This is a genomic window from Bacteroides fluxus YIT 12057, assembly GCF_000195635.1.
In the GTDB taxonomy this organism is placed as follows: Bacteria; Bacteroidota; Bacteroidia; order Bacteroidales; family Bacteroidaceae; genus Bacteroides; species Bacteroides fluxus.
Map to the genome: position 1 here is coordinate 15,176 of NZ_GL882697.1, position 19,400 is coordinate 34,575.

A 19,400-nucleotide genomic window follows, 5' to 3' on the forward strand; every position below is an offset into this window, starting at 1 on the left:
AAATTATTTTTTTAATACTGAACGCCAATCTTGTTTTTTGCTTTCCAGACCGATTTCACACTCTTCCAGATTTTTTTTGAAAGTACTGATATTCTCTCGTTTACTCCACAACTCCTTTCTGTCCGTCAGCCACATTTGATAAAAATCGGCTACGTGCATGAACACTTTATACCGGTTGTCCCAGCCATTGTTTTGGTATGTGTTCTTCAGATCGTTTAGCAGATACTTGATATCTTCCTCTTCATATTGTGCGTTGATACCTGGTGTGAGCTTGGATATTCTATTGTATAGGGAATCCACTATAGGTTTGTTTTCCTTTTGCAACTCCTGGAATTTCCTGATTTTCTCAACTTTTACCAGTACCATATCTTTTTGCCGGGTAGTGTCAAAATCTGAATTTGTCCAGAAGATAATCATACAGCAGCAGATGGACACAGCAAGGAATAATAGCAGAACATACGCAAATCCGATTGTTTTTTCACGTTGGTTTATTGTAGCCCTGTTCTGTGAAAGTTGTTCATTTTCTCTCATAAGTAATTCCTCCAACTTTTAGTTTTCTTGATATCTCCCTGTTCTCTTTTACGCATCTCATCAAATCCTCCCGTACTATACTTTCCTCTTTTTCTGCCAGCCGGATAGAATCCTTCACGCCTAGAAAAACATTGATATTTCCTGCCAGCTTTTTGTATAGCAGAAAATCCTTTTCGTCTAACGCATTGATTTGGTTCTGCAACTGCATCTTCCGGTTGCTGACCACACTTTGCAGCAGAAGGTCATTGATTTTCGGAGAACTGTTCATGAGTGACATGTATTGGTAGATAGAATCCACTGCTACAACCATATTTAGTTCGGCGGAATAAATATTGTCGTATTCTACTGTTTTGGCCATAATCATTTTGACCTCCGTTGAAGCGGTTTTCATATAGGAATAGAAACAGAATACCGAGACAGCCACACAGATAATCAGAAAACCGGAGAATCTCAAGTATCCTTTCCTTACTGTATTATTATTTAGAGGTTTCATACTATTTCGTTTAAATGATTATTATATGGTCAGTCTAATAAATTCCAGTCTGACCGGGTCGCACTCTCATGGCGTTGTATTCGTTCACCGACTACAATATTTTCTTTATGCTTACCGATATATTCCAAAGAACTTAGCATCATCCACAATTCAGAGAAATTGCTTAGGAATCCCTCAATTATAAGCATCATACTGCGTATTTCATCATGTTCATATTTGATTTCAATCGCTTCGGAAAGTATGCTTTCAAATTGGGCAGGAGTAGTGTCGCTCCATTCGTAAAAATATTTGAGCACATCCTCTTTTTCAGTTTTCTCCATGAAATTAAGTGTATTGAAGCACAGGTGTGCAAGGTTTGAGAAACATCCGATTACCTGTATGGGAGCCCAATATGCCCCCGTATTTCTATAACCGAAATACGAAGTCGCTGAATATTGCAAGATATTCTTACAGATTTCAGCTATATTGAGGGCCATTGTCGATGAGTCGGAACGGTTTACAACCTTTGCTACAATGTCCTTAGAAGCTTTTTCTATATTGTTGAAGAAGACACCAAAGCGCCCGTAGTAGCGTGTCAGATCAGGGTCGCTTAACATTGTCATACATGGTGGAATATAGTTGTAATCTATTTCATAGCGGTCACCATCCTTACGTATGCGTCCCACTATCAGACTATAAGGATCAATTCCATTCTGCATTTGTTCTACTGGAAGTGTATACAATTTATATTCCGGGCGAACTTCCGGATATCGTGGGGGAAGAACTTCATTGTCCAGTTCACCTGTCGGAATACGGTTATAAGGATTTACCGAGAAAATGACATTCAAATAAGAAGTGCGGGATAAAGAACCATTTGTCAGTTCTCCAGCCGGAACCTTGTAGCTTAGGTATTCCATCGGGTTAGGTTCATAATTGATGATAAATCCGCCTGTTGTTATCCCGTGACAGCGTACCAGTCTGACTTCTATCGTATCTGTAACAGAATGACTTACTTCTATCTCACACATAGAATGATGATTGTTTCTCGATGGTTTGAGAAGACCATAATTAAAGTTTGTGATGTGTATCTCTTGTCCGAGGCACTGTCCGTTGATGAAATAATTCTCAGTCATTTTGAAAGAATTGGGAGTAAGACTCATGCCTTCTTCCCAGTTAACCAGGTTGAATGTTTTATTTTCCATAATATTATAATGTTTTTTTCTTTTTAGCTAAATACCTTTTCTTTTCTTACTCGTTTGGCAATTATGGTGTATCCTCCTCTTATTTTATTGTCTGTGAATGACAGGTCAGGATCAATATATTTTCTTGGCATGAAGAAAGATGGTTTGGTATAAAATATCCATCCGTATGGTATCTCATTATCATTATAATGAATTCTACTCATAGGATATTTCCGGCTGTGATCCTTTATGCATCGTTGGAACCAGTTTCCGAATATCATTGTATCGGAAGCCTGTACCGACAAATGGAACGGGATAGGGTCACCAATCTGCTTGAACAATTCGATATTCACCAATATTAGTTCCGATGCATCTATACTGCTATAATCTGCAACATTCCTGTCATCTGAGTATTCCCATATCTTATAAATTTCCAATGGTATATCCAGGTACGTACGGTATGTTTTCCTGAACAGGGAAATGAAGATGAATGGCACTACACAGGTCGAAGCCCACCAACCGTATTGAAGTTCACTGCATAAGTTGAATACCAAAGAGAAAAATGCCATTCCCATAATACAGAGCACTACAGTAAATATAATCTCATATTTGAAAGGTTTCTGCATAAAATCAGGCAAAAACAGGTCTATCGCTTTCAGATGATAATAACCCAGCAATAAATACAATAGCTGTAGGGCTATGTAGATGTACGGAATAAAATACTGTTGTAAAAATCCGGTCAAAGCCGGAAGGATAAGAATCAGGATAGTTACCAGAACATAAGTGATCAGCTTTCTGTTTCCCATCAGCTTATTCTTTTTTGCAATAAGGAATACTACGCCTCCGAGCAGGAAAGCGATAATAGGAAATAACAGATATGAAGTTAAGAATCTTCCAAAGATATTTTCCATAATATTAGTTTGAGTAGTTATTTATTCACTTGATAATGGGCCTAAAAATAGTCTGAACCGAAAACGACAATTCTCATGGGTACTGTTCAGTACAGCCTTGATTAGTACATCCGCCTTTTTCTTGATAGTCGTTGTGTCTGTTACATCGTCCGTATAGGTTATATCACTGACTGTTACCTGTACTTCTACTTCGCTTAATCTAGGTTCGTAGGTTGTGATTGATTCTGTCAGACAGGTCGTGAAATGGTCTTGCCAGCTTTTTTGTGAGGCCACTTTTTCAAAGTCCATGTCCCAGATACGGCAACCGAACCGGGGATCATACCGATGTTCGCCGGGACAGGTCGTGAACAGCAGTTCCAGGTGCTGGTCGATAGATTCTTTCTCACTGCATTTGGGCAGCGACTTGCTTCCGTCTTGCAGTAACAGACCTATCTTGAGTGGAAATTTGTAGTATTCCATAATTTCTTCATTTTTTAAGTTCCGTCAATTGGTTTCAAATTCTTCATCACTGACTTTCAGGTAACGGGAAGTTCACTTCAGTTATATTTTCGGAAGTCAGGCTTACCAGATGCTTGCGATAGCCTGTGCAACACGTATCTTTAAAGATTATATTGTGAATCTTTGACTGGCTTACCTTCCCATTCTGTTCACTGAATATGCGTACACTTCCCTGAAGTCGTATCCGTGTTTGTGCCAGCCTTCACATTCCAGTGATTCGTACAAATCCCTTCCATCTGCATAATAGAGGTATATCATAGTAGAATAATATACCATTGACAGATAATTGTGTCTGGCATCCATCATAGAATTTATTGGTTTGTATTTTCTATATCCCATATCAATTCCTCGCTTTCTCCTATACCCACTTTCAGTACATCGCCTTTGGATAATTTTCCACTGATAATCAACCGGGATATAGGTCTTCGGAGGTAATTGCGTATCACTCCCGCTACCTGCCTTGCACCATATTTAGGGTCAAATCCCTTATGTGCAAGATATTTCTTCACTTCTTCTGTCAGCAGAATGCTTATTCCCTGTTTTTCCAGCAGGTTTGAAACATTTCTGAACTGTATATCGAATATCATCAGTAATATATCTTCTCCGATAGGTGAGAACGGAACTATCTCTGACAGACGTGCTAGAAATTCCGGTCTGAAATACCTTCCCATTACTTCCATTAATTGTGTCGTAGTAGGATTTTTCCCCTCTGCCAGTTGATTGGCTAACCATTCGCTGCCCACATTGGAGGTGAACAGTACGATAGAATTTGAGAAATCACCTTCCTTGCCTAATCTGTCGTGTAATTTACCTTCATCCATGATTTGCAGGAAGATATCATAGACAGAAGGATGCGCTTTTTCAATTTCATCAAACAATACAACTGAATAGGGCTGTCTTCTTATTTTATTGACCAACAATCCGCCTTCTTCATAACCTACGTATCCCGGAGGGGCACCGTATAACAATGCAGCCGAATGCTCTTCCTTGAATTCCGACATATCAAACCGTATCATAGCTTTCTCGTCATTAAACAATGCTTCGGCAAGTGCCTTTGCTAGTTCGGTCTTTCCGGTTCCTGTAGGACCGAGGAAAAAGAAAGAGCCGATGGGCTGTCCGGCTTTGTTCAATCCGGATCTGGATTCCAAAATCGCATCCGTCAATGCTTTCAGGGCATTATCCTGTCCGACTACTCTTTTTCTGAGAATATTTTCCATATTGAGCAACCGCTCTTTCTCTTCTGATTGGAGTTTACCCAATGGTATGCCGGTTTTGTAGGATACTACTGCCGCAACCTCTTGAGATCCGACTTTCTCGATAGGTGCAGATAAAAAGGAGCGAAGTGTTTCTATCTTCTGTTTAAGATAGTCGGATAGTTCTTCCGATGTATCGTAATTTTCCGGTTGCGTATCTTCGGTTATCATTCCGAGTAGAACCGGACTTAGTCGGTTCTGCATGGAGCGATAAATACCTTTTAGTTCTTTCAGCTTGGTATCATCGTCTTCGCCTGCCTTCTTTTCCTGTTCGTTTAGCGCAGTCGACAGTTCTTCTATACATTCTTTGGATGTTTCGTTAATAAGTTTCACAGCGGACAGTGTACGGTCGAGTAGGTCTATAGCGGAGTCTGGTAATCTTCTGTCCTTGACATAACGTTTGGCCAGACGCACACATTCCGGTATCGCCTCTTCTGTTACTTCCAGTCCGTGGAAGTCTGTGTAAGTACTCAATACGGATTCAATCATTAAAACAGCCGATGGAATATCCGGTTCATTAATTTTTAGTTCTTCAAAACAACGGTTGAATGCATGATCCGGTTCTATAATTTTCCGATACTCTTCGGCAGTGGTTATACCGATAACGGTTAGTTCTCCTCTGTCCAGCTCCGGTTTTAGAATACTTGCTATTCCACTGTTCCCTTGTTTGGGATCGAGCAGGGTGTGGATTTCATCAATGAACAGGATAGCCTTATCTACTTTCCGCAGTTCCCTTATCAGATTTTTTAGTCTGTCTTCCGCTTCGCCTTTGTAACTTGCTCCGGCTATCAAAGCGCCCGTATCCAATTCCAGTACAACGGATCCTTTCAAATATGAAGGAACTTTGTCATTTACAATTGCTCTTGCCAGTCCCTCCACTATAGCAGTTTTTCCTACACCTGAATCACCGGTAATAAGTACATTGGGTTTACCTTTGCGTCCTAGCGTTTCTATCATCATGCGAGTTTCGTTTTCCCGACAGACGATTTCGTGCATCTCATTCTCTCTGAATTCAGAGGTCTTGTCTATACAATATTTATATAGGGCTGCTGTTGCCGTCTCGTTTTCTCCTTTAGATGTCGGCATACCGACTGCGATATCATGCGCAATATCCTGACAGTCCACTACAGATGATAAAATTTCTTCTTCTTTTATAGGAAAAGATTTCAGTTGAGTAATGGAATAGGCTGTACCCGGTTTTGTGAGAGCGGCCAGCACACAGATCGGGCTAATTTCCAGTAATCCTAATTTCAGTCGCACGATGTCAGCTTCTTCAAATACATTGGCTATTTGCTTGTCTGCCATAATTTCCGAAGTTTTCCCAGACCGGGGTGCTTCTTCAATGCGCACTTCTGCCCAGTCTTCAATATATCCGGTATCTTTCCCCAAACTTTGAATGAATCCTTGTAGTCCAACTTCTTTATGCATTAGCGCTTTTAGCAGATGTGAAGGTGTATAGCAATCATTGGCATATTCCCGTGCAATTGATTTTGCTATACGAATCGCAATCTTTACAGATTCGCTTAAATTGTTTATAAAATCGTTTTCCATGTTTCTATTTGATCAAGCATTATGATTTAATAGTTATGATATAAAGCAAATATAGGAAACCGTGTTTAATCTAGATGTCCTACTTGCAAAAATAGAACAAAATCGCTAAAAACAAGCAAACCTCTTGTTTTTTATTTCAAAATGAAAAAAAATATATGAATTGTTTTTGCTATATAAGGAAAAGTATCTATATTTAGGGCGTGACACAGGAGCGATTTGGCTTCTTATATTATAATTAATATGGTACAATAAGTTCAAAAGCAAAGGTTCACGCAAACGGGATAATTAACCAATTTATTCACTTAAAAATTATACTATGTTTAAATCAACATTGAAATTTCAGTCCAAAGAGTTCGACATCCGCTTTGTGAGTTACGAAATCAAGAGAGATGTTGATGCCAAAGGACGTCCGGCTTCCCATCTGTATGGCGGTATCATTAACATTACCATCGAATCAACAGAAGACACAACAATCATCGAAAACATGGTCAGTCAGTTCAAGCCTCACGAAGGTACTGTAGTGTACAAGAAAGGGGATGAAGAATCTGTAATGAAAGAGTTGAAATGGGAAAAGGGTTATATTACCCGTTTCCAGGAAGTAGCTGACGTTGAAGGCAAAAAGCCTATGGTTATCAAATTCGAGGTTTCGGCTCAGAAATTGACCATCGGTGGTGCTGTCTTTGAACAAGACTGGCCGGATGCTAAGTAAGCCGGACTTGAAAAATGTAAAAAGAGATTGTTCTATAAAGTTTTCCAGTAAGACGTGCAATATGGGCAATCTCTTTTTTAATAAGTACGGATAAATAAAAGTTTTCTCAAAACAGAAATTAAGTAACAAATCTGAATTATGATAGATGATTATATAGGTATTGGCGGTAATGCGGTAGAGCAGGAGGCCAATGAAGGTATTGCCGATATCCCTGGCAATCGTACATTGATGGTAAACCAAATGACTGCTGAAGAACCCGGTGTTCCGGAAATTGTAGATCATTTGTATACGATAGAAGATGTATTCAAGTATTTTGATCCGAATATTGATGTTAATTTCCTGGATAAGGAAGGACAGGATGTAACAGAAAACTTTCAGTTTAGCAATGTGGGGGACTTTTCTGTCAAAAGTATGACCCAGCGGAGTCCTTTTCTTAACAATCTGAGTATACGCAAGGAATTTTATGAAAAAGTGGTCAAACAGCTTCGCTCGAACAAGGTATTGCAGCGTGTTATTGCCAACAATGATACAAAGGCGGCTATGCTGATTATATTGAAAGAGTTGAAAAAGCAGGTGGAAGAGTCATTGTAATTACAGTATAATATAAAATGAAAGGAATATGGTAGAACAAGGAGCTAAAGCGACAGAAACACAGCAATTGGCACAAAAACATGAAGCTGTTCAGGAACATTTCTCACAGGATACGCTGAAAGAGAATTTGGGTAAACTGTCCCGGTTCGGCGGTTTCAGCTTTCTCGAATCAGCGATTGACAGGGTGCAGAACCTGAATCCGGATCGGAAGGCTAGAATGAGTATATATCTGAAAGACGAAGACAAAAAGGAAGACAGGCGTAATCTGTTGCGCACACTGGACCTATGGATTGATATGTTGGAAGAGAACAGCACGATTGATGATATGCTGTCCGCTTGTAGTTCAGAAGTAAACGAAGTTTCCAATTTGCTTGCCACAAACCAGTTGGTTGCTGCCGAAACAGTTAAGGACTTGGAACGTGCTTATAGAGAGGTAAAGTCGTTCTATGATAACACCGGACAGGATAAGATTACCAATATCTCAATTATGAACGCTTCACTGGAACAGGTTACCGATTTGGATAATCCGATTTTCATTGATGCTGTGGCAGAAGAATTGAAACAGTATTATGACAAACTCGACTTGAGGGATAACTACTCCCTTCTTGTTGTTCCGGGATTCCTTGGTTCCAACAAGGTTGTGGAGAAATGGGCGAAGATTGCTTATAGTAACAAAGTGTTCTTATTTTCTGATTTCGCTGACCTTGAAAAGCCGGACGATGTGATTGAAATGTTCTACGAGTCTAATATGTCTGGCGGTGACGGTTTTAAGAGTAATACATCATTGGTTTGTAACTGGCTGATCGGTCGTGCTAAGTATGCGGAATTGGGAGAAGAGGAAGATTTGCATATTTCTCCATCATCGGCATTGTCAGGCAAAGTGTATAGCTCTCTTATGTCGCAGATTACTGCCGGTAAGAAATATGGTGCACTTGATGGAGTGGATGCTGTTGTCTTTCCCTTGAAAAAGAGTGAAATATCCAAATTGGAAAAGATGGGGCTTATCCCGTTGGTCAACGAATACAAGAAGGTGATGGCGTTCTCCGGTAAATCCCTTTTCAACGGTGACAATTTGGGATTACAGACTTACTCTGTCGTTCGTGTATTCGATTACGTGGCAAAAGTGCTCGTTGACTTCCTGAACCGAAGGGCTTTTGAGAACTGGACAAGCAAATCGGAGAAAGATTTGCGCCAGCAGATGATCCGTTTCTTGGATAGCATCAAGGGACCGGATAGACTGATTGAGAAATATAGCATCGAGCGGTTTGAACGCGACCCGGTAAAGAAAGACCGTATATATTTGGATATAAATATGATACCGTTCTTCCCGGCAAAAGAATTCGTCGTTAAGTTGGATGGAACGAAGGGTGAAGATGGCACTTCCTGGAACTCTGAATACGAAATGTCGAAATAGAATTTATTAAAAAAAGGATTATCATGACAGACTGGAATCAAGTGGAAGCGACCGTTTCTATCGGTGGCAGTGAATGTAAGTTCACTACAATTTATCTCAAACAGGTGTTCAACGGGCACCATGTTTTTGATATTGGTGTATTGTGTCCCCCTCTGCCTGGAGAGAATATCTGGTACAACGAGCGTGAAAGCATGATTGCCATGCAGGGTCAGAGTGTGGTAATCCGCATGAAACATGTGATTAGCGGTGATGAAAGCATCTTCAAAGGCATCATCACCGAAATCGGAATGGATGGTGAGAGAGGGGTTTCAGGTACTATCCATTACAGGGGATGCAGTCCTACTATTCTGCTTGAATCCGGAAAGACAATGGACTCCTTTATGGATTATACCTTGTCGGCCATTGTCGGAGAGGTGGTGAAGAATTATGGCAATGGAGTGGAGATTGTCAACAAGCCGCTTTTCAATGAACAGATTCCTTATGTCTAGATGCACGAAGAAACCGGATATGAGTTTCTTCGTAGAATTGCCTACCAATACGGCGAATGGTTCTATTATGACGGACAGAAATTACATTTCGGGAATCCACAAAAGGACAAGAATGAGACGGTTACGTATGATGTTGACTTGGAAAAGGTCAGCTTCGGTTCTTGTGTCACTCCTTTCCATTATTCACGTCACGACTATATGGCGGAGGATGACCGTCCTCTTTATGCAGACGACAGTGCCGGTGTGAACGGTATCAATACCTATCTGGCAAATGCAATTCGTACGTCCGAATCCATTTATCAATCTCCTACCACTTTATATAACAAAGCGGTAGTCGGTCATCCGGTTCACATGAACCGTCTTCTGGAGTTTGAGAAGGGACGTGATACGGCTTCCTTGGTATGGTTGAGAGGTAAGAGTAAGACTTGCCGTGTACGTATTGGCGAACCTATTGCGGTCAAGATTCCTGCTTCCATGTGTAACCGTCGGGATTTGGGACAATATAGAGTGATGTCTGTAATCCATGAGGTTGATAAGAATGGTGTTTATTCCAATACTTTTGAAGGCATTCCGGCTAGTATGGAACGAATCCCAGTGAATAACGTTGTTATTTCTGAAGCTCACCCGATGCTTGCAAAGGTAATCAGTAATGCTGACCCAGAGAGTCAAGGACGTGTTAAAGTTCAGTTTGTATGGCAAGAGGAACAAAATAAGACAACTAACTGGATACGGGTAAGGAGTCTTGATGCAGGAAGTAGTGAAGTTGTATCTAAAAATAGAGGTTTTGTTTTTATTCCAGAAGAAGGGGATCAAGTTTTAGTTGGTTTTGAACTAAATAATCCCTCACGTCCATTTGTTTCTGGAAGTCTGTTCCATCGCCAAAATGGTGAAGGTGGAAAAGTTAATAACAACATTAAAAGTATAATAACACGTAGTGGTCATACAATTATATTTGATGATAGCGAAAACGGAGAAAGTATAACTATTCGAGATAAAAATAGTAATAAAATTATTTTAGATACAGTAAATAAAACAATTTGTATTGAAGCTCAAGAAAAGATACAATTAACTTCTAAAGTTATATCATTTGATGCAGCAGAATTGATAAACAGCACTAGTACAAACATTGAATCCAGAGCATCTGAAACAATATTAAATGCTGCTAAGGACTTAAGTGCTATTATTGATAATAAGACCAAAATTGTATCTAAAGAACTTGATAGTACTTCTGATAAAGTCAATGTTAGAAGTGTAAAAGAAGATTTGGTGTTAATATCCAAGAAACAGGTTATAACACAAAGTGGTACGAAAAAAATAAAATTATCATAGTTGTTATGTCCAGATCTATCACTTTAAGATATAATCCACAGTTATTAACAGGTACATATGGTATTAATATCCATATTAAGAAACCTGAAGTAAGTTGCCGTATCCAATTTGAAGAGAAGGTGCAGTTTGCTGGAAATATTTCTAATGATTTACATGCTTTCCGAATAACGCGTGATAATCTATTGATTAATGGCATTGAACCAGATGAACATATCTTTGAACTGGCAAATGAATGCAGTAAGATAATATATCCTATCACTTTACTTACTAATAATAAAGGGTTGTGTCATATGGTTAGGAATGATGATATACGTCAGAGGTGGTTAGAGAAAAAGTATGATATTGAAAAGCGTTTTGTCGGTGAAGGAAGTGAGCTTTATATTTCTTTGTTAGAAGATAAAATTAATAACCCAGACTATATAAGCCTATTGGTTGAGAAAGATTTGTTCATTAGTCTTTTTTTCGGACTTATGTATGAAACAAGCATAGTACCAGAAAAAATGATAAAGCGATGTATCCCAGTATTACCATTTGATGATCCTGTAGAATTTGCATGTCAAAATTCAGTCATGGAATGTGAAAGGAATAAGGAACTTATTGTATGTGAAAATGGTTCGCTGTCTGATGAAGCATGCTTAGATAAATTGATTAAGAATGGGCTGAATAATATTTTAGCTCCGGAAGGTCGGACTTTATCAGGGACATGTGATATCAAATATACTTTAGATAATGAATACCATAATATTAAATCGATTGAAAGTACGTTTGTTTTGAAACTTGGAGAGTCAAATATAATGGATATTGTTGTTACTGCTTATTATCTTTCTGAAAAACCGATAGAATCGATACAGGATGAGTACATTAATCAGTTAAGGAATAGCCAAGGTGAAGCAAAAAAAACATGGTTTTATAAATTATTGACATTTAGCTAAGTCTTATGAGTGAGAAACATATTGTATGTAAAGGAGCAACAGTGTATTGTAGCCAATCAATGACTTGTAATAGTCTGGGTACAGCTATTCCCCTAATAGTTACCAGTCAAACGCTTGTGGAGGTTAATGGTGGAAAGACAGTCGCAACAGACAAAGACTGTACAGTTGCCAATATGAATTTCGGTATGTGTAATGATCCTAAATATACCGCTCCAGCTCCCAAACCTCCTTGCATGGCGAATGTAAAGTGGACTAAAGTACACGAATATATAGATGTTACTGAAGTAAATTTGAAAATGTTGACTGAAGAATCCGAAGGAATCTGCAACGTATGTTCTGTTCCCGGCAAAATACGTATAGCTTTCCATGGTCAAGTTGCTACTATAACAAAAGAGATGTTAGATGAAGCCCCAAAAGATATAATGGCAACTTTGTGCCCTTTGGGAAATATTCAAGAAGATAAGAGCAAGATTATACTGTCAGAAATCTAAATAGGAATTTTATGGAAAACGAAGATAACAGTAGAACAGCCCGCATCTTGTATGAACGAGGTAATTACAAGAATGTGCCGCCTTTTCAGGATATAAAATTACTATGTTCTGCAATAGGACCTATTGATAGAAAATATTCGTATCTGTGGAGAATTAATGGTGTAGTTAAAAAAACGCAGAAAAATATTGTTGAAGTTACATTGTCTAACGACTATTGTGGGAAGCAACAGACTTTAAATGTAGATTTACAGCCAATATCGATTAATGAAAATTTCAGTACTGTAAAACAAACAGTGAAAGAAGAAATTGGAGAAGGGGATATTAATGCTGTCCCTTTCAAATTTGTTCCTTTCTGTAGCAGTATTATGATTAGAGATTTTTATTTTTATGATGAACAGTCAAAAATAAAATTATCTTCCTCTTCTGTTATAAATGTCAATTATCCGGTTCTGGCAGTTGCTGAGATTGCGGGAAGCAATGGACATATCCTTAATGGATACTTTAAAGTCTATATTAATGGTCGTCCTAAAAAAACATTGGCGACAAATCTGCCACTGGTGGATAAAAACCGCATGGTTTTTAGCATTTGGTTTACACCTTATGAGATTCCAGTTGGCTCTGTTGCAAAGATTGAGGTAGAGTTATTCATTTTTTTGCCTTATCAAAGAATAACAAGGAAGTTACAACTTAATGTGAAGAATGATTTTACATATGATCCTAATGATATAAAAGGTGAAGTACAACCTGTGTTAGTCGGGAACAACAGCATTCGGGAAAGTAATTATAAACCTTGCAAATATACAGGAATTAATGTTAAATATCCATCAAAGGATAAGGATGGAAAGAAAGTAACTAAGGAACTGGAGGTTTTCAATGAAAGTAAAAATTGCCAATATTCAGGAATAGTAAATATTATTGGAGGGAAATGTCCGATTGTCATAATGTTAATAGGAAAAGAAACAGTATCTTGTATTTTATCTGAGAACATTAATCATGATAAACATTTAATGAGTATCATTGAATTTGACAGTGAAAAAACTTCTCAAAATGCACAATTAATTGGTAGTATCATCCAATGGAATTTGAAGTATAATTATGGAGATACAGTAATTTCATTAATAGGAAAAGTTTTTGATGGAAATATTTCTGAAATTGCGATGAATTCACTATATAGTTATATATGGCCTATACGAGATAGCCTTATTCAAAGTAATCAAATTCAGTTAGCAACTTGTCGTCATCTTAAAATTGTCAATATGAGATTATTCCCAGACATAATTTGGGAGTTGAAAATAGGACTTAAGTTTGCTAAATATGATGCTGTTGAAGGTAAAAATCAAGAAGGAAGAGCATATGAAGAATTAATAAAGAAAAAACAACAGGCAGGATATAGTAAGTGGTACACGATTAAATATGGAAAAACACAATCTGAATTTTTTTTAGAATTGACTTGTACTTATGATGATGATTCCCAGAAATTTGAAATCGGAAAAAAAATTGAAAAAAATATAAGGGATTATTTAGGAGTTATTTTAAAAGCTAAAAAGATGGCAGATGATATTTTATCATATGTCAAAGGTATTGATGCAAAAAAAGCCCCTATAGAATTTGATATACAGTTTCCGATTTTTGATGCATCCTTAAAATGGAATCTTGTAGAAAGACAAAACAATAAAATTGGTATAAATGGAGAATTTACAATTAAAGCAAATCCGTTAATAGGAGGGCTTTTTACCATTGATTTATTTCGTTGTGGTGCAAGAACAATACCTTTATTAGCATTTATTGATAAAATTGTTAACCAGTCATATAAATCTAAATACATTGATTATGAAGGAGAAATTCGTTTAGATTTGAAATTTGATGGATCTCTTATTCTTAATTTGACTAATGTGATTTTTAAAACGAATCCATTCGAAATCTCATTAAAAAAATCAAACATGAAAGGCAGGTTTGGTGTTTTGTTGATAGCTGAAATTGGAGTTGGATTAAAAGTGTATGTTATTAAAAGCAAAGCAACAACTAAGTTAGAAGCAAACGCAACAGCAGATGCTTACTTTTCTGGAACTATAACCCCAGGGGTAGATATGAAAGGGCTTTTTGTAACACCAGAAGTCGCTTTTACAGGTTTACATGCCACTGTTGAGCTATCTGCGGAATTTGGTTTAGAAACGGGAATGATTAATATGAATAAAAAGGAGAAGATTAAGCCCGATGAGTTTGAGATAATTCCTCCAAGTAAGCCTTTGAAATTTTCTCCTCAGTATATAATATCTTAATAATATAAGCAATTATGAAGTCTTTTCTTAGTATATTTTTTTTATGTATGTGTTGTACATATTGCATTGGACAAACTAAAAATAGTAATGATATGACCTATTACAAGAACAATGAACCAAGAGATTATAGTAAAATGATTTATTCATTATCTGTAAATAGTATGGATTGTGAATTTGTTGTTAAAGTTGATGATGTGCTGGCTTTTAAATGGGAACAAGATTCTGGAGGAAGCATCACATTTAAATTGAATCAATTAATTTTGAATAATGGTGAGCATACGGTGGAAGTTGAAATGTATCCATTGTATGGTAAACATACCTTGGGTGATGCACAGGTAATTCTTACCTTTCACCGTTATCCTAAAAATGATATGGCTAATAGCTATGATTCTTTTAAAACTGTAAAGTCATATATTTTGGATGAAGCTGGAGAAGTTGTTAATGACATATCAAATATGAAAAAATATTCTTTTTCTACAACTTTTCAAGCTACAGGACTACCTATTGGAAATATGGGATGGAAGAACTCTGTGACTTTACAAAGTGAAGATAAGGCTAAGTTGCATAAAGAATTGTATAATGAGTATCGCAAAATACATACTATCTTAAAAAATAAGGATTTGGACGCATTTTTAGAACTCACAAGAGCACGTGAAGAGTTGATAGATTTCATTAATTGTTTTAGAGATATCGATAGAAAGGCACGTTTGAATGGTATTAATAATATGATAAATGCAAAAGGAGCAATATTGAATGAATTGCCAGAAATACATGATACTCATATGCTTTTTGAAGCTAATGGAAAACTAGTTACTTTATTGGATAATAATAATTGTGCTATTATTCAGTTTGTTAGCGAACAAAATAATTCGATGAGAAATCAAATTCTATTTAAATTTCATAGAAAGGATAATAATGCAATGTTAGAAGTTATAAATTAATATGAGTACCCCAAATTACAGCAAAGAAGTCATCAAGAATCGTATGTATCGCCATGCAATGAATTATTGGGGAGTGAAGAAAGTAGAAAATCTTGATCCGTTAGTCAAGGTACTACTCGAAGCACTTTCCAGTGAAATCTTTGGCTTATCTCACGATATAGAAACCAGTCAGCACCGCATATTGGATAAAATAGCCAATATGTTGACTCCTGACATTTTGGTTAGCGTGCGTCCTGCTCACAGTGTCATCCATGCCTTTCCACGGGACATCCCGAAATACACAGTAGATACCGATTCCGGTTTCTTTGCGGATATTCCCAAAAATAAAGGACAGATAGTAGAAGAATATAGTTTCTATCCTTTACGTAGAACGGAAATATATGCCGGAGATGTCTGCCGTATGATATGCAACGGTGATATTTTCAATATGGATAGTACTATGACCAAAGAATTGATATATCATGCACCGTATGAGATGAGGGGTAAATTCACCCGTACTGCCTGGATCGGGCTACAACTTGCTCCGGAAATACATAAACTGGATGATTTGTCGTTCTATTTCGAGCTTCCTTACCGTGAGAAAAAACAGTCCCTTTATTCCATGTTGGCGTATGCCAAATGGAGTTTGAACGGACAACCACTTACTGCTATGCAAGGGTTTCCTCCGGAAGAAGAAACTGATGAGCCGGAAAGTCTGTTTTCTATCTGTGATATAGAAAAAGAGATTAACAGGGACATTCTTTCCATATACAATAACCAGTTTATTCGTATCACTACTCCAATCATTCTTTCTCAGGAAAAAGCGTCGCTTTTCCCCGAAGAATTGAAAGATTATTATATGGAAGATATGTTGTCTTCCGGTGAACTGAATCCTCTTTACTGGTTCCGGGTTGACTTTCCCTCTAACTTTACTCCGGACTGTTTGGAAGAACTGAAAGTCAGTATCAATGCCGTTGTTGTACAAAACAAACGGCTGAATGAGAAGATTGCAAGTGTCAATGACCTGACCGCTGTCGTACCATTGACAACAAGCGAACAGGAGTATTTTTTCTCCGTGGACTCTGTAATGGATGCACAGAACCGGTTATATACTGAAATTCCGTTCAATGGAGGCTCAGAGAAAAAAGGTGCAACCTATGCAGTTCGCTATGGTGGTTGCGAGCGTATGAACTCCCGTGATATAAAAGAGTATCTCTACCGGGTGCTTGACCTTTTACAAGGTCGGGGAGCTGTCATCGCATCATTGCAGAAAGATACTTTTTCAGATGAAATACAAGAAATGGACAGACTGTTGAATAGCATGGAGCGAATAATTAATAATATCCAGTCTGCTGTCGGTTCATTGTCATACCTACTTGCAGATTTACCGGAAAATGCCGATAAGTTATATATATCCTACTATACGACAATCTGTGAACGTGCCAACGGTTTGCCCGTAGGTATGGGATTGTTACCTCAAAATAGTTTCAGTATTGATAAACGACAGGTTTATTTCCTGACTACTACAAGAGGAGGGAAAAGCATTCCAGCATCTGCCAACCGGTTTGATATATATAAATATATTCTTACCACTCGTGACCGGATCTATACAAAGGCGGATATCATAAACTTCTGTTACAAGGAACTCTCCGGTCTGGTGATGTCTGTTGACATCAAGTCGGGAGTGATGGTCAGTGAAAAACCGGGTGAAGGGTTGATATCATCGATTGATGTTCACTTGTCTGTACGCACTGATTCGGAAAGGGAAATTCCGTTGCTTATCGACGAACTGAAAACTAAGCTCGTCACCCGTTCACCGGATCATTTCAACTATCGTATATTCACTCAAATTGTTTAGTAATGGGAAAGATCGGTTTGTCACATATTGAAAGTTCTCTTGCGTCAATCAATTCGCTGGATACGGATTATCTGGCAGAAATAATTGCAGCTACTTTAATTGAGGAAGGCGTCAGTCCTGACGACATACAGATTATCCGTTTGGGTGATTCCCGTATGAAAGTCGGGAAAGATATAGAAAGTATCAGAATGGAATATAGCCCTGATGACGAGATAAACGATTGTTTGCGTATCTATGTCAACCGGGAAGGACTTTATGATGTATTGCCAGAGGGAGTGTTTTTCTTGGGTATTGATTTGTTGGATTCCACGGACATAAAGAAGGTTGTCAATCAGGTCAGGCAGTATCGGAAAGAAGAGATGGAAATACGAAAATTCTTTTCCGTATTTGAGGATGAAATAGACCGGACGCTTGTACAGATGCAATTGCTCGAACGCCGGGTCGATAGAAAAAATGTTTATACGGATTTCACGAATGTGTTCACTGCTTACTGGCCGATAATCAGAAAACTTTCGTTGGAACAAGCCGCCTTGTTTATGAGAATCATTCCTATTATTCACAAGATTCGTGGGGACCAGCGTAAAATTACCAAAGTGCTCTCTTTGATACTTGGATTACCTGTCACCCTGTCTCATGTGTTGAGTCGTAAAAAGTGTGATAGTTTTCCGGCATTCAGACAGGCACGTTTGGGAGAGACACTTGTTATTGGTTCAGAGTTCAGGAGCGGCAGATACGATGCATGTGTCACTGTCCATGACATTCCTCGTAACCGTATACCGGAGTTTCTTGACAATGGAAAAAGCAGATGCATACTACTTGAATTGATTGATATGCTTTTTGCCGCAGATATGGAAGTAAGGATAAAACTGGATGTTGTGAGTTCCGGACATATATGTGTCATTTCCAACGAGCCATCTAAGGCATCCCATCTCGGTATAGATGCTTATTTATAAATTAAAACTTAAGAAAGGATTATCATGACAGACTGGAATCAAGTGGAAGCGACCGTTTCTATCGGTGGCAGTGAATGTAAGTTCACTACAATTTATCTCAAACAGGTGTTCAACGGGCACCATGTTTTTGATATTGGTGTATTGTGTCCCCCTCTGCCTGGAGAGAATATCTGGTACAACGAGCGTGAAAGCATGATTGCCATGCAGGGTCAGAGTGTGGTAATCCGCATGAAACATGTGATTAGCGGTGATGAAAGCATCTTCAAGGGCATCATCACCGAAATTGGAATGGATGGTGAGAGAGGGGTTTCCGGCACTATCCATTACAGGGGATGCAGTCCTACTGTTCTGCTTGAATCCGGAAAGACAATGGACTCCTTTATGGATTATACCTTGTCGGCCATTGTCGGAGAGGTGGTGAAGAATTATGGCAATGGAGTGGAGATTGTCAACAAGCCGCTTTTCAATGAACAGATTCCTTATGTCTAGATGCACGAAGAAACCGGATATGAGTTTCTTCGTAGAATTGCCTACCAATACGGCGAATGGTTCTATTATGACGGACAGAAATTACATTTCGGGAATCCGCAAAAGGACAAGAACGAAACGGTTACTTACGATGTTGAGTTGGAAAATGTAAGTTTTGGTTCTCGTATAGCTCCTTTCCATTATTCGCGTCATGACTATATGGCGGAGGATGACCGTCCTCTTTATGCAGACGACAGTGCCAGAGTGAACGGTATCAACACTTATCTGGCAAATGCAATCAGTACGTCCGAGTCCGTTTATCAATCTCCTACTACTTTATATAACAAAGCGGCAGTCGGTCATCCGGTTCACATGAACCGTCTTCTGGAGTTTGAGAAGGGACGTGATACGGCTTCCTTGGTATGGTTGAGAGGTAAGAGCAAAACTTGTCGTGTACGTATTGGCGAACCTATTGCGGTCAAAATACCTGCTTCCATGTGTAACCGTCGGGATCTGGGACAATACAGGGTGATGTCAGTAATCCATGAGGTTGATAAGAATGGTGTTTATT

General features: G+C 38.3%; 18 protein-coding genes and 1 pseudogene. 13 read left to right on the forward strand and 6 right to left on the reverse strand.

The window, feature by feature from the left end; translation table 11 throughout:
• Nucleotides 1-3 precede the first annotated feature (3 nt).
• From HMPREF9446_RS17320 to HMPREF9446_RS17345, 6 genes are all read right to left on the reverse strand, one after another.
• Nucleotides 4-531 carry a type VI secretion system transmembrane protein TssO gene (locus HMPREF9446_RS17320; RefSeq protein ID WP_009127037.1) on the reverse strand — a complete coding sequence of 176 codons (528 nt, stop codon included), beginning with the start codon at nucleotides 529-531 and terminating at the stop codon, nucleotides 4-6.
• Complete coding sequence (gene tssO / locus HMPREF9446_RS17325; protein WP_039969920.1) at nucleotides 518-1,024, reverse strand: type VI secretion system TssO; 507 nt, start codon at nucleotides 1,022-1,024, stop codon at nucleotides 518-520. The genes HMPREF9446_RS17320 and tssO overlap by 14 nt, the downstream gene beginning before the upstream one ends.
• 29 nt (nucleotides 1,025-1,053) lie before the next feature.
• Nucleotides 1,054-2,205 carry a hypothetical protein gene (locus tag HMPREF9446_RS17330; protein WP_009127039.1) on the reverse strand — a complete coding sequence of 384 codons (1,152 nt, stop codon included), beginning with the start codon at nucleotides 2,203-2,205 and terminating at the stop codon, nucleotides 1,054-1,056.
• Between the two features lie 23 nt (nucleotides 2,206-2,228).
• Entirely contained in the window at nucleotides 2,229-3,095 is an 867-nt protein-coding gene (locus HMPREF9446_RS17335; protein WP_009127040.1) for a TssN family type VI secretion system protein, read from the reverse strand.
• 21 nt (nucleotides 3,096-3,116) lie between these two features.
• Complete coding sequence (locus HMPREF9446_RS17340) at nucleotides 3,117-3,554, reverse strand: GPW/gp25 family protein (RefSeq protein ID WP_009127041.1); 438 nt, start codon at nucleotides 3,552-3,554, stop codon at nucleotides 3,117-3,119.
• 350 nt (nucleotides 3,555-3,904) lie between these two features.
• The gene (locus tag HMPREF9446_RS17345; protein ID WP_009127042.1) at nucleotides 3,905-6,397 is read right to left on the reverse strand and encodes an ATP-dependent Clp protease ATP-binding subunit; all 2,493 of its coding nucleotides are present in this window, start codon (nucleotides 6,395-6,397) and stop codon (nucleotides 3,905-3,907) included.
• A gap of 316 nt (nucleotides 6,398-6,713) precedes the next feature.
• Between HMPREF9446_RS17345 and tssD the strand changes: the two genes are divergently transcribed.
• From tssD to HMPREF9446_RS17405, 13 genes and pseudogenes are all read left to right on the forward strand, one after another.
• Nucleotides 6,714-7,106 (forward strand): type VI secretion system tube protein TssD, encoded by a 393-nt coding sequence (tssD, locus tag HMPREF9446_RS17350; protein ID WP_009127043.1) that lies wholly within the window; start codon nucleotides 6,714-6,716, stop codon nucleotides 7,104-7,106.
• Between the two features lie 138 nt (nucleotides 7,107-7,244).
• Nucleotides 7,245-7,697, forward strand: a complete 453-nt coding sequence (locus HMPREF9446_RS17355) for a hypothetical protein (protein WP_009127044.1) — start codon at nucleotides 7,245-7,247, stop codon at nucleotides 7,695-7,697.
• Nucleotides 7,698-7,725: 28 nt separating this feature from the next.
• Complete coding sequence (locus HMPREF9446_RS17360; protein ID WP_009127045.1) at nucleotides 7,726-9,111, forward strand: DUF5458 family protein; 1,386 nt, start codon at nucleotides 7,726-7,728, stop codon at nucleotides 9,109-9,111.
• Between the two features lie 23 nt (nucleotides 9,112-9,134).
• A complete protein-coding gene (locus tag HMPREF9446_RS17975) occupies nucleotides 9,135-9,599 on the forward strand; it encodes a hypothetical protein (RefSeq protein WP_009127046.1) in 465 nt (154 codons plus the stop codon).
• Complete coding sequence (locus HMPREF9446_RS17365; RefSeq protein ID WP_009127047.1) at nucleotides 9,600-10,928, forward strand: phage baseplate assembly protein V; 1,329 nt, start codon at nucleotides 9,600-9,602, stop codon at nucleotides 10,926-10,928.
• A 5-nt stretch (nucleotides 10,929-10,933) separates the two neighbouring features.
• Nucleotides 10,934-11,860: a hypothetical protein gene (locus HMPREF9446_RS17370; protein WP_009127048.1), complete on the forward strand. Its 927-nt coding sequence runs from the start codon at nucleotides 10,934-10,936 to the stop codon at nucleotides 11,858-11,860.
• Nucleotides 11,861-11,865: 5 nt separating this feature from the next.
• A complete protein-coding gene (locus HMPREF9446_RS17375; protein ID WP_087943599.1) occupies nucleotides 11,866-12,351 on the forward strand; it encodes a PAAR-like protein in 486 nt (161 codons plus the stop codon).
• Nucleotides 12,352-12,362: 11 nt separating this feature from the next.
• Nucleotides 12,363-14,630 carry a hypothetical protein gene (locus HMPREF9446_RS17380; protein WP_009127050.1) on the forward strand — a complete coding sequence of 756 codons (2,268 nt, stop codon included), beginning with the start codon at nucleotides 12,363-12,365 and terminating at the stop codon, nucleotides 14,628-14,630.
• A gap of 92 nt (nucleotides 14,631-14,722) precedes the next feature.
• Nucleotides 14,723-15,571: a hypothetical protein gene (locus tag HMPREF9446_RS17385; RefSeq protein WP_009127051.1), complete on the forward strand. Its 849-nt coding sequence runs from the start codon at nucleotides 14,723-14,725 to the stop codon at nucleotides 15,569-15,571.
• Between the two features lies 1 nt (nucleotide 15,572).
• Nucleotides 15,573-17,408, forward strand: a complete 1,836-nt coding sequence (locus tag HMPREF9446_RS17390; RefSeq protein ID WP_009127052.1) for a type VI secretion system baseplate subunit TssF — start codon at nucleotides 15,573-15,575, stop codon at nucleotides 17,406-17,408.
• Between the two features lie 2 nt (nucleotides 17,409-17,410).
• Nucleotides 17,411-18,361: a hypothetical protein gene (locus tag HMPREF9446_RS17395; protein ID WP_009127053.1), complete on the forward strand. Its 951-nt coding sequence runs from the start codon at nucleotides 17,411-17,413 to the stop codon at nucleotides 18,359-18,361.
• 24 nt (nucleotides 18,362-18,385) lie between these two features.
• Complete coding sequence (locus tag HMPREF9446_RS17400; RefSeq protein ID WP_009127054.1) at nucleotides 18,386-18,850, forward strand: hypothetical protein; 465 nt, start codon at nucleotides 18,386-18,388, stop codon at nucleotides 18,848-18,850.
• Nucleotides 18,851-19,400 (forward strand): annotated as a pseudogene (locus HMPREF9446_RS17405) (hypothetical protein); the annotation flags it as partial. It abuts the gene before it with no gap.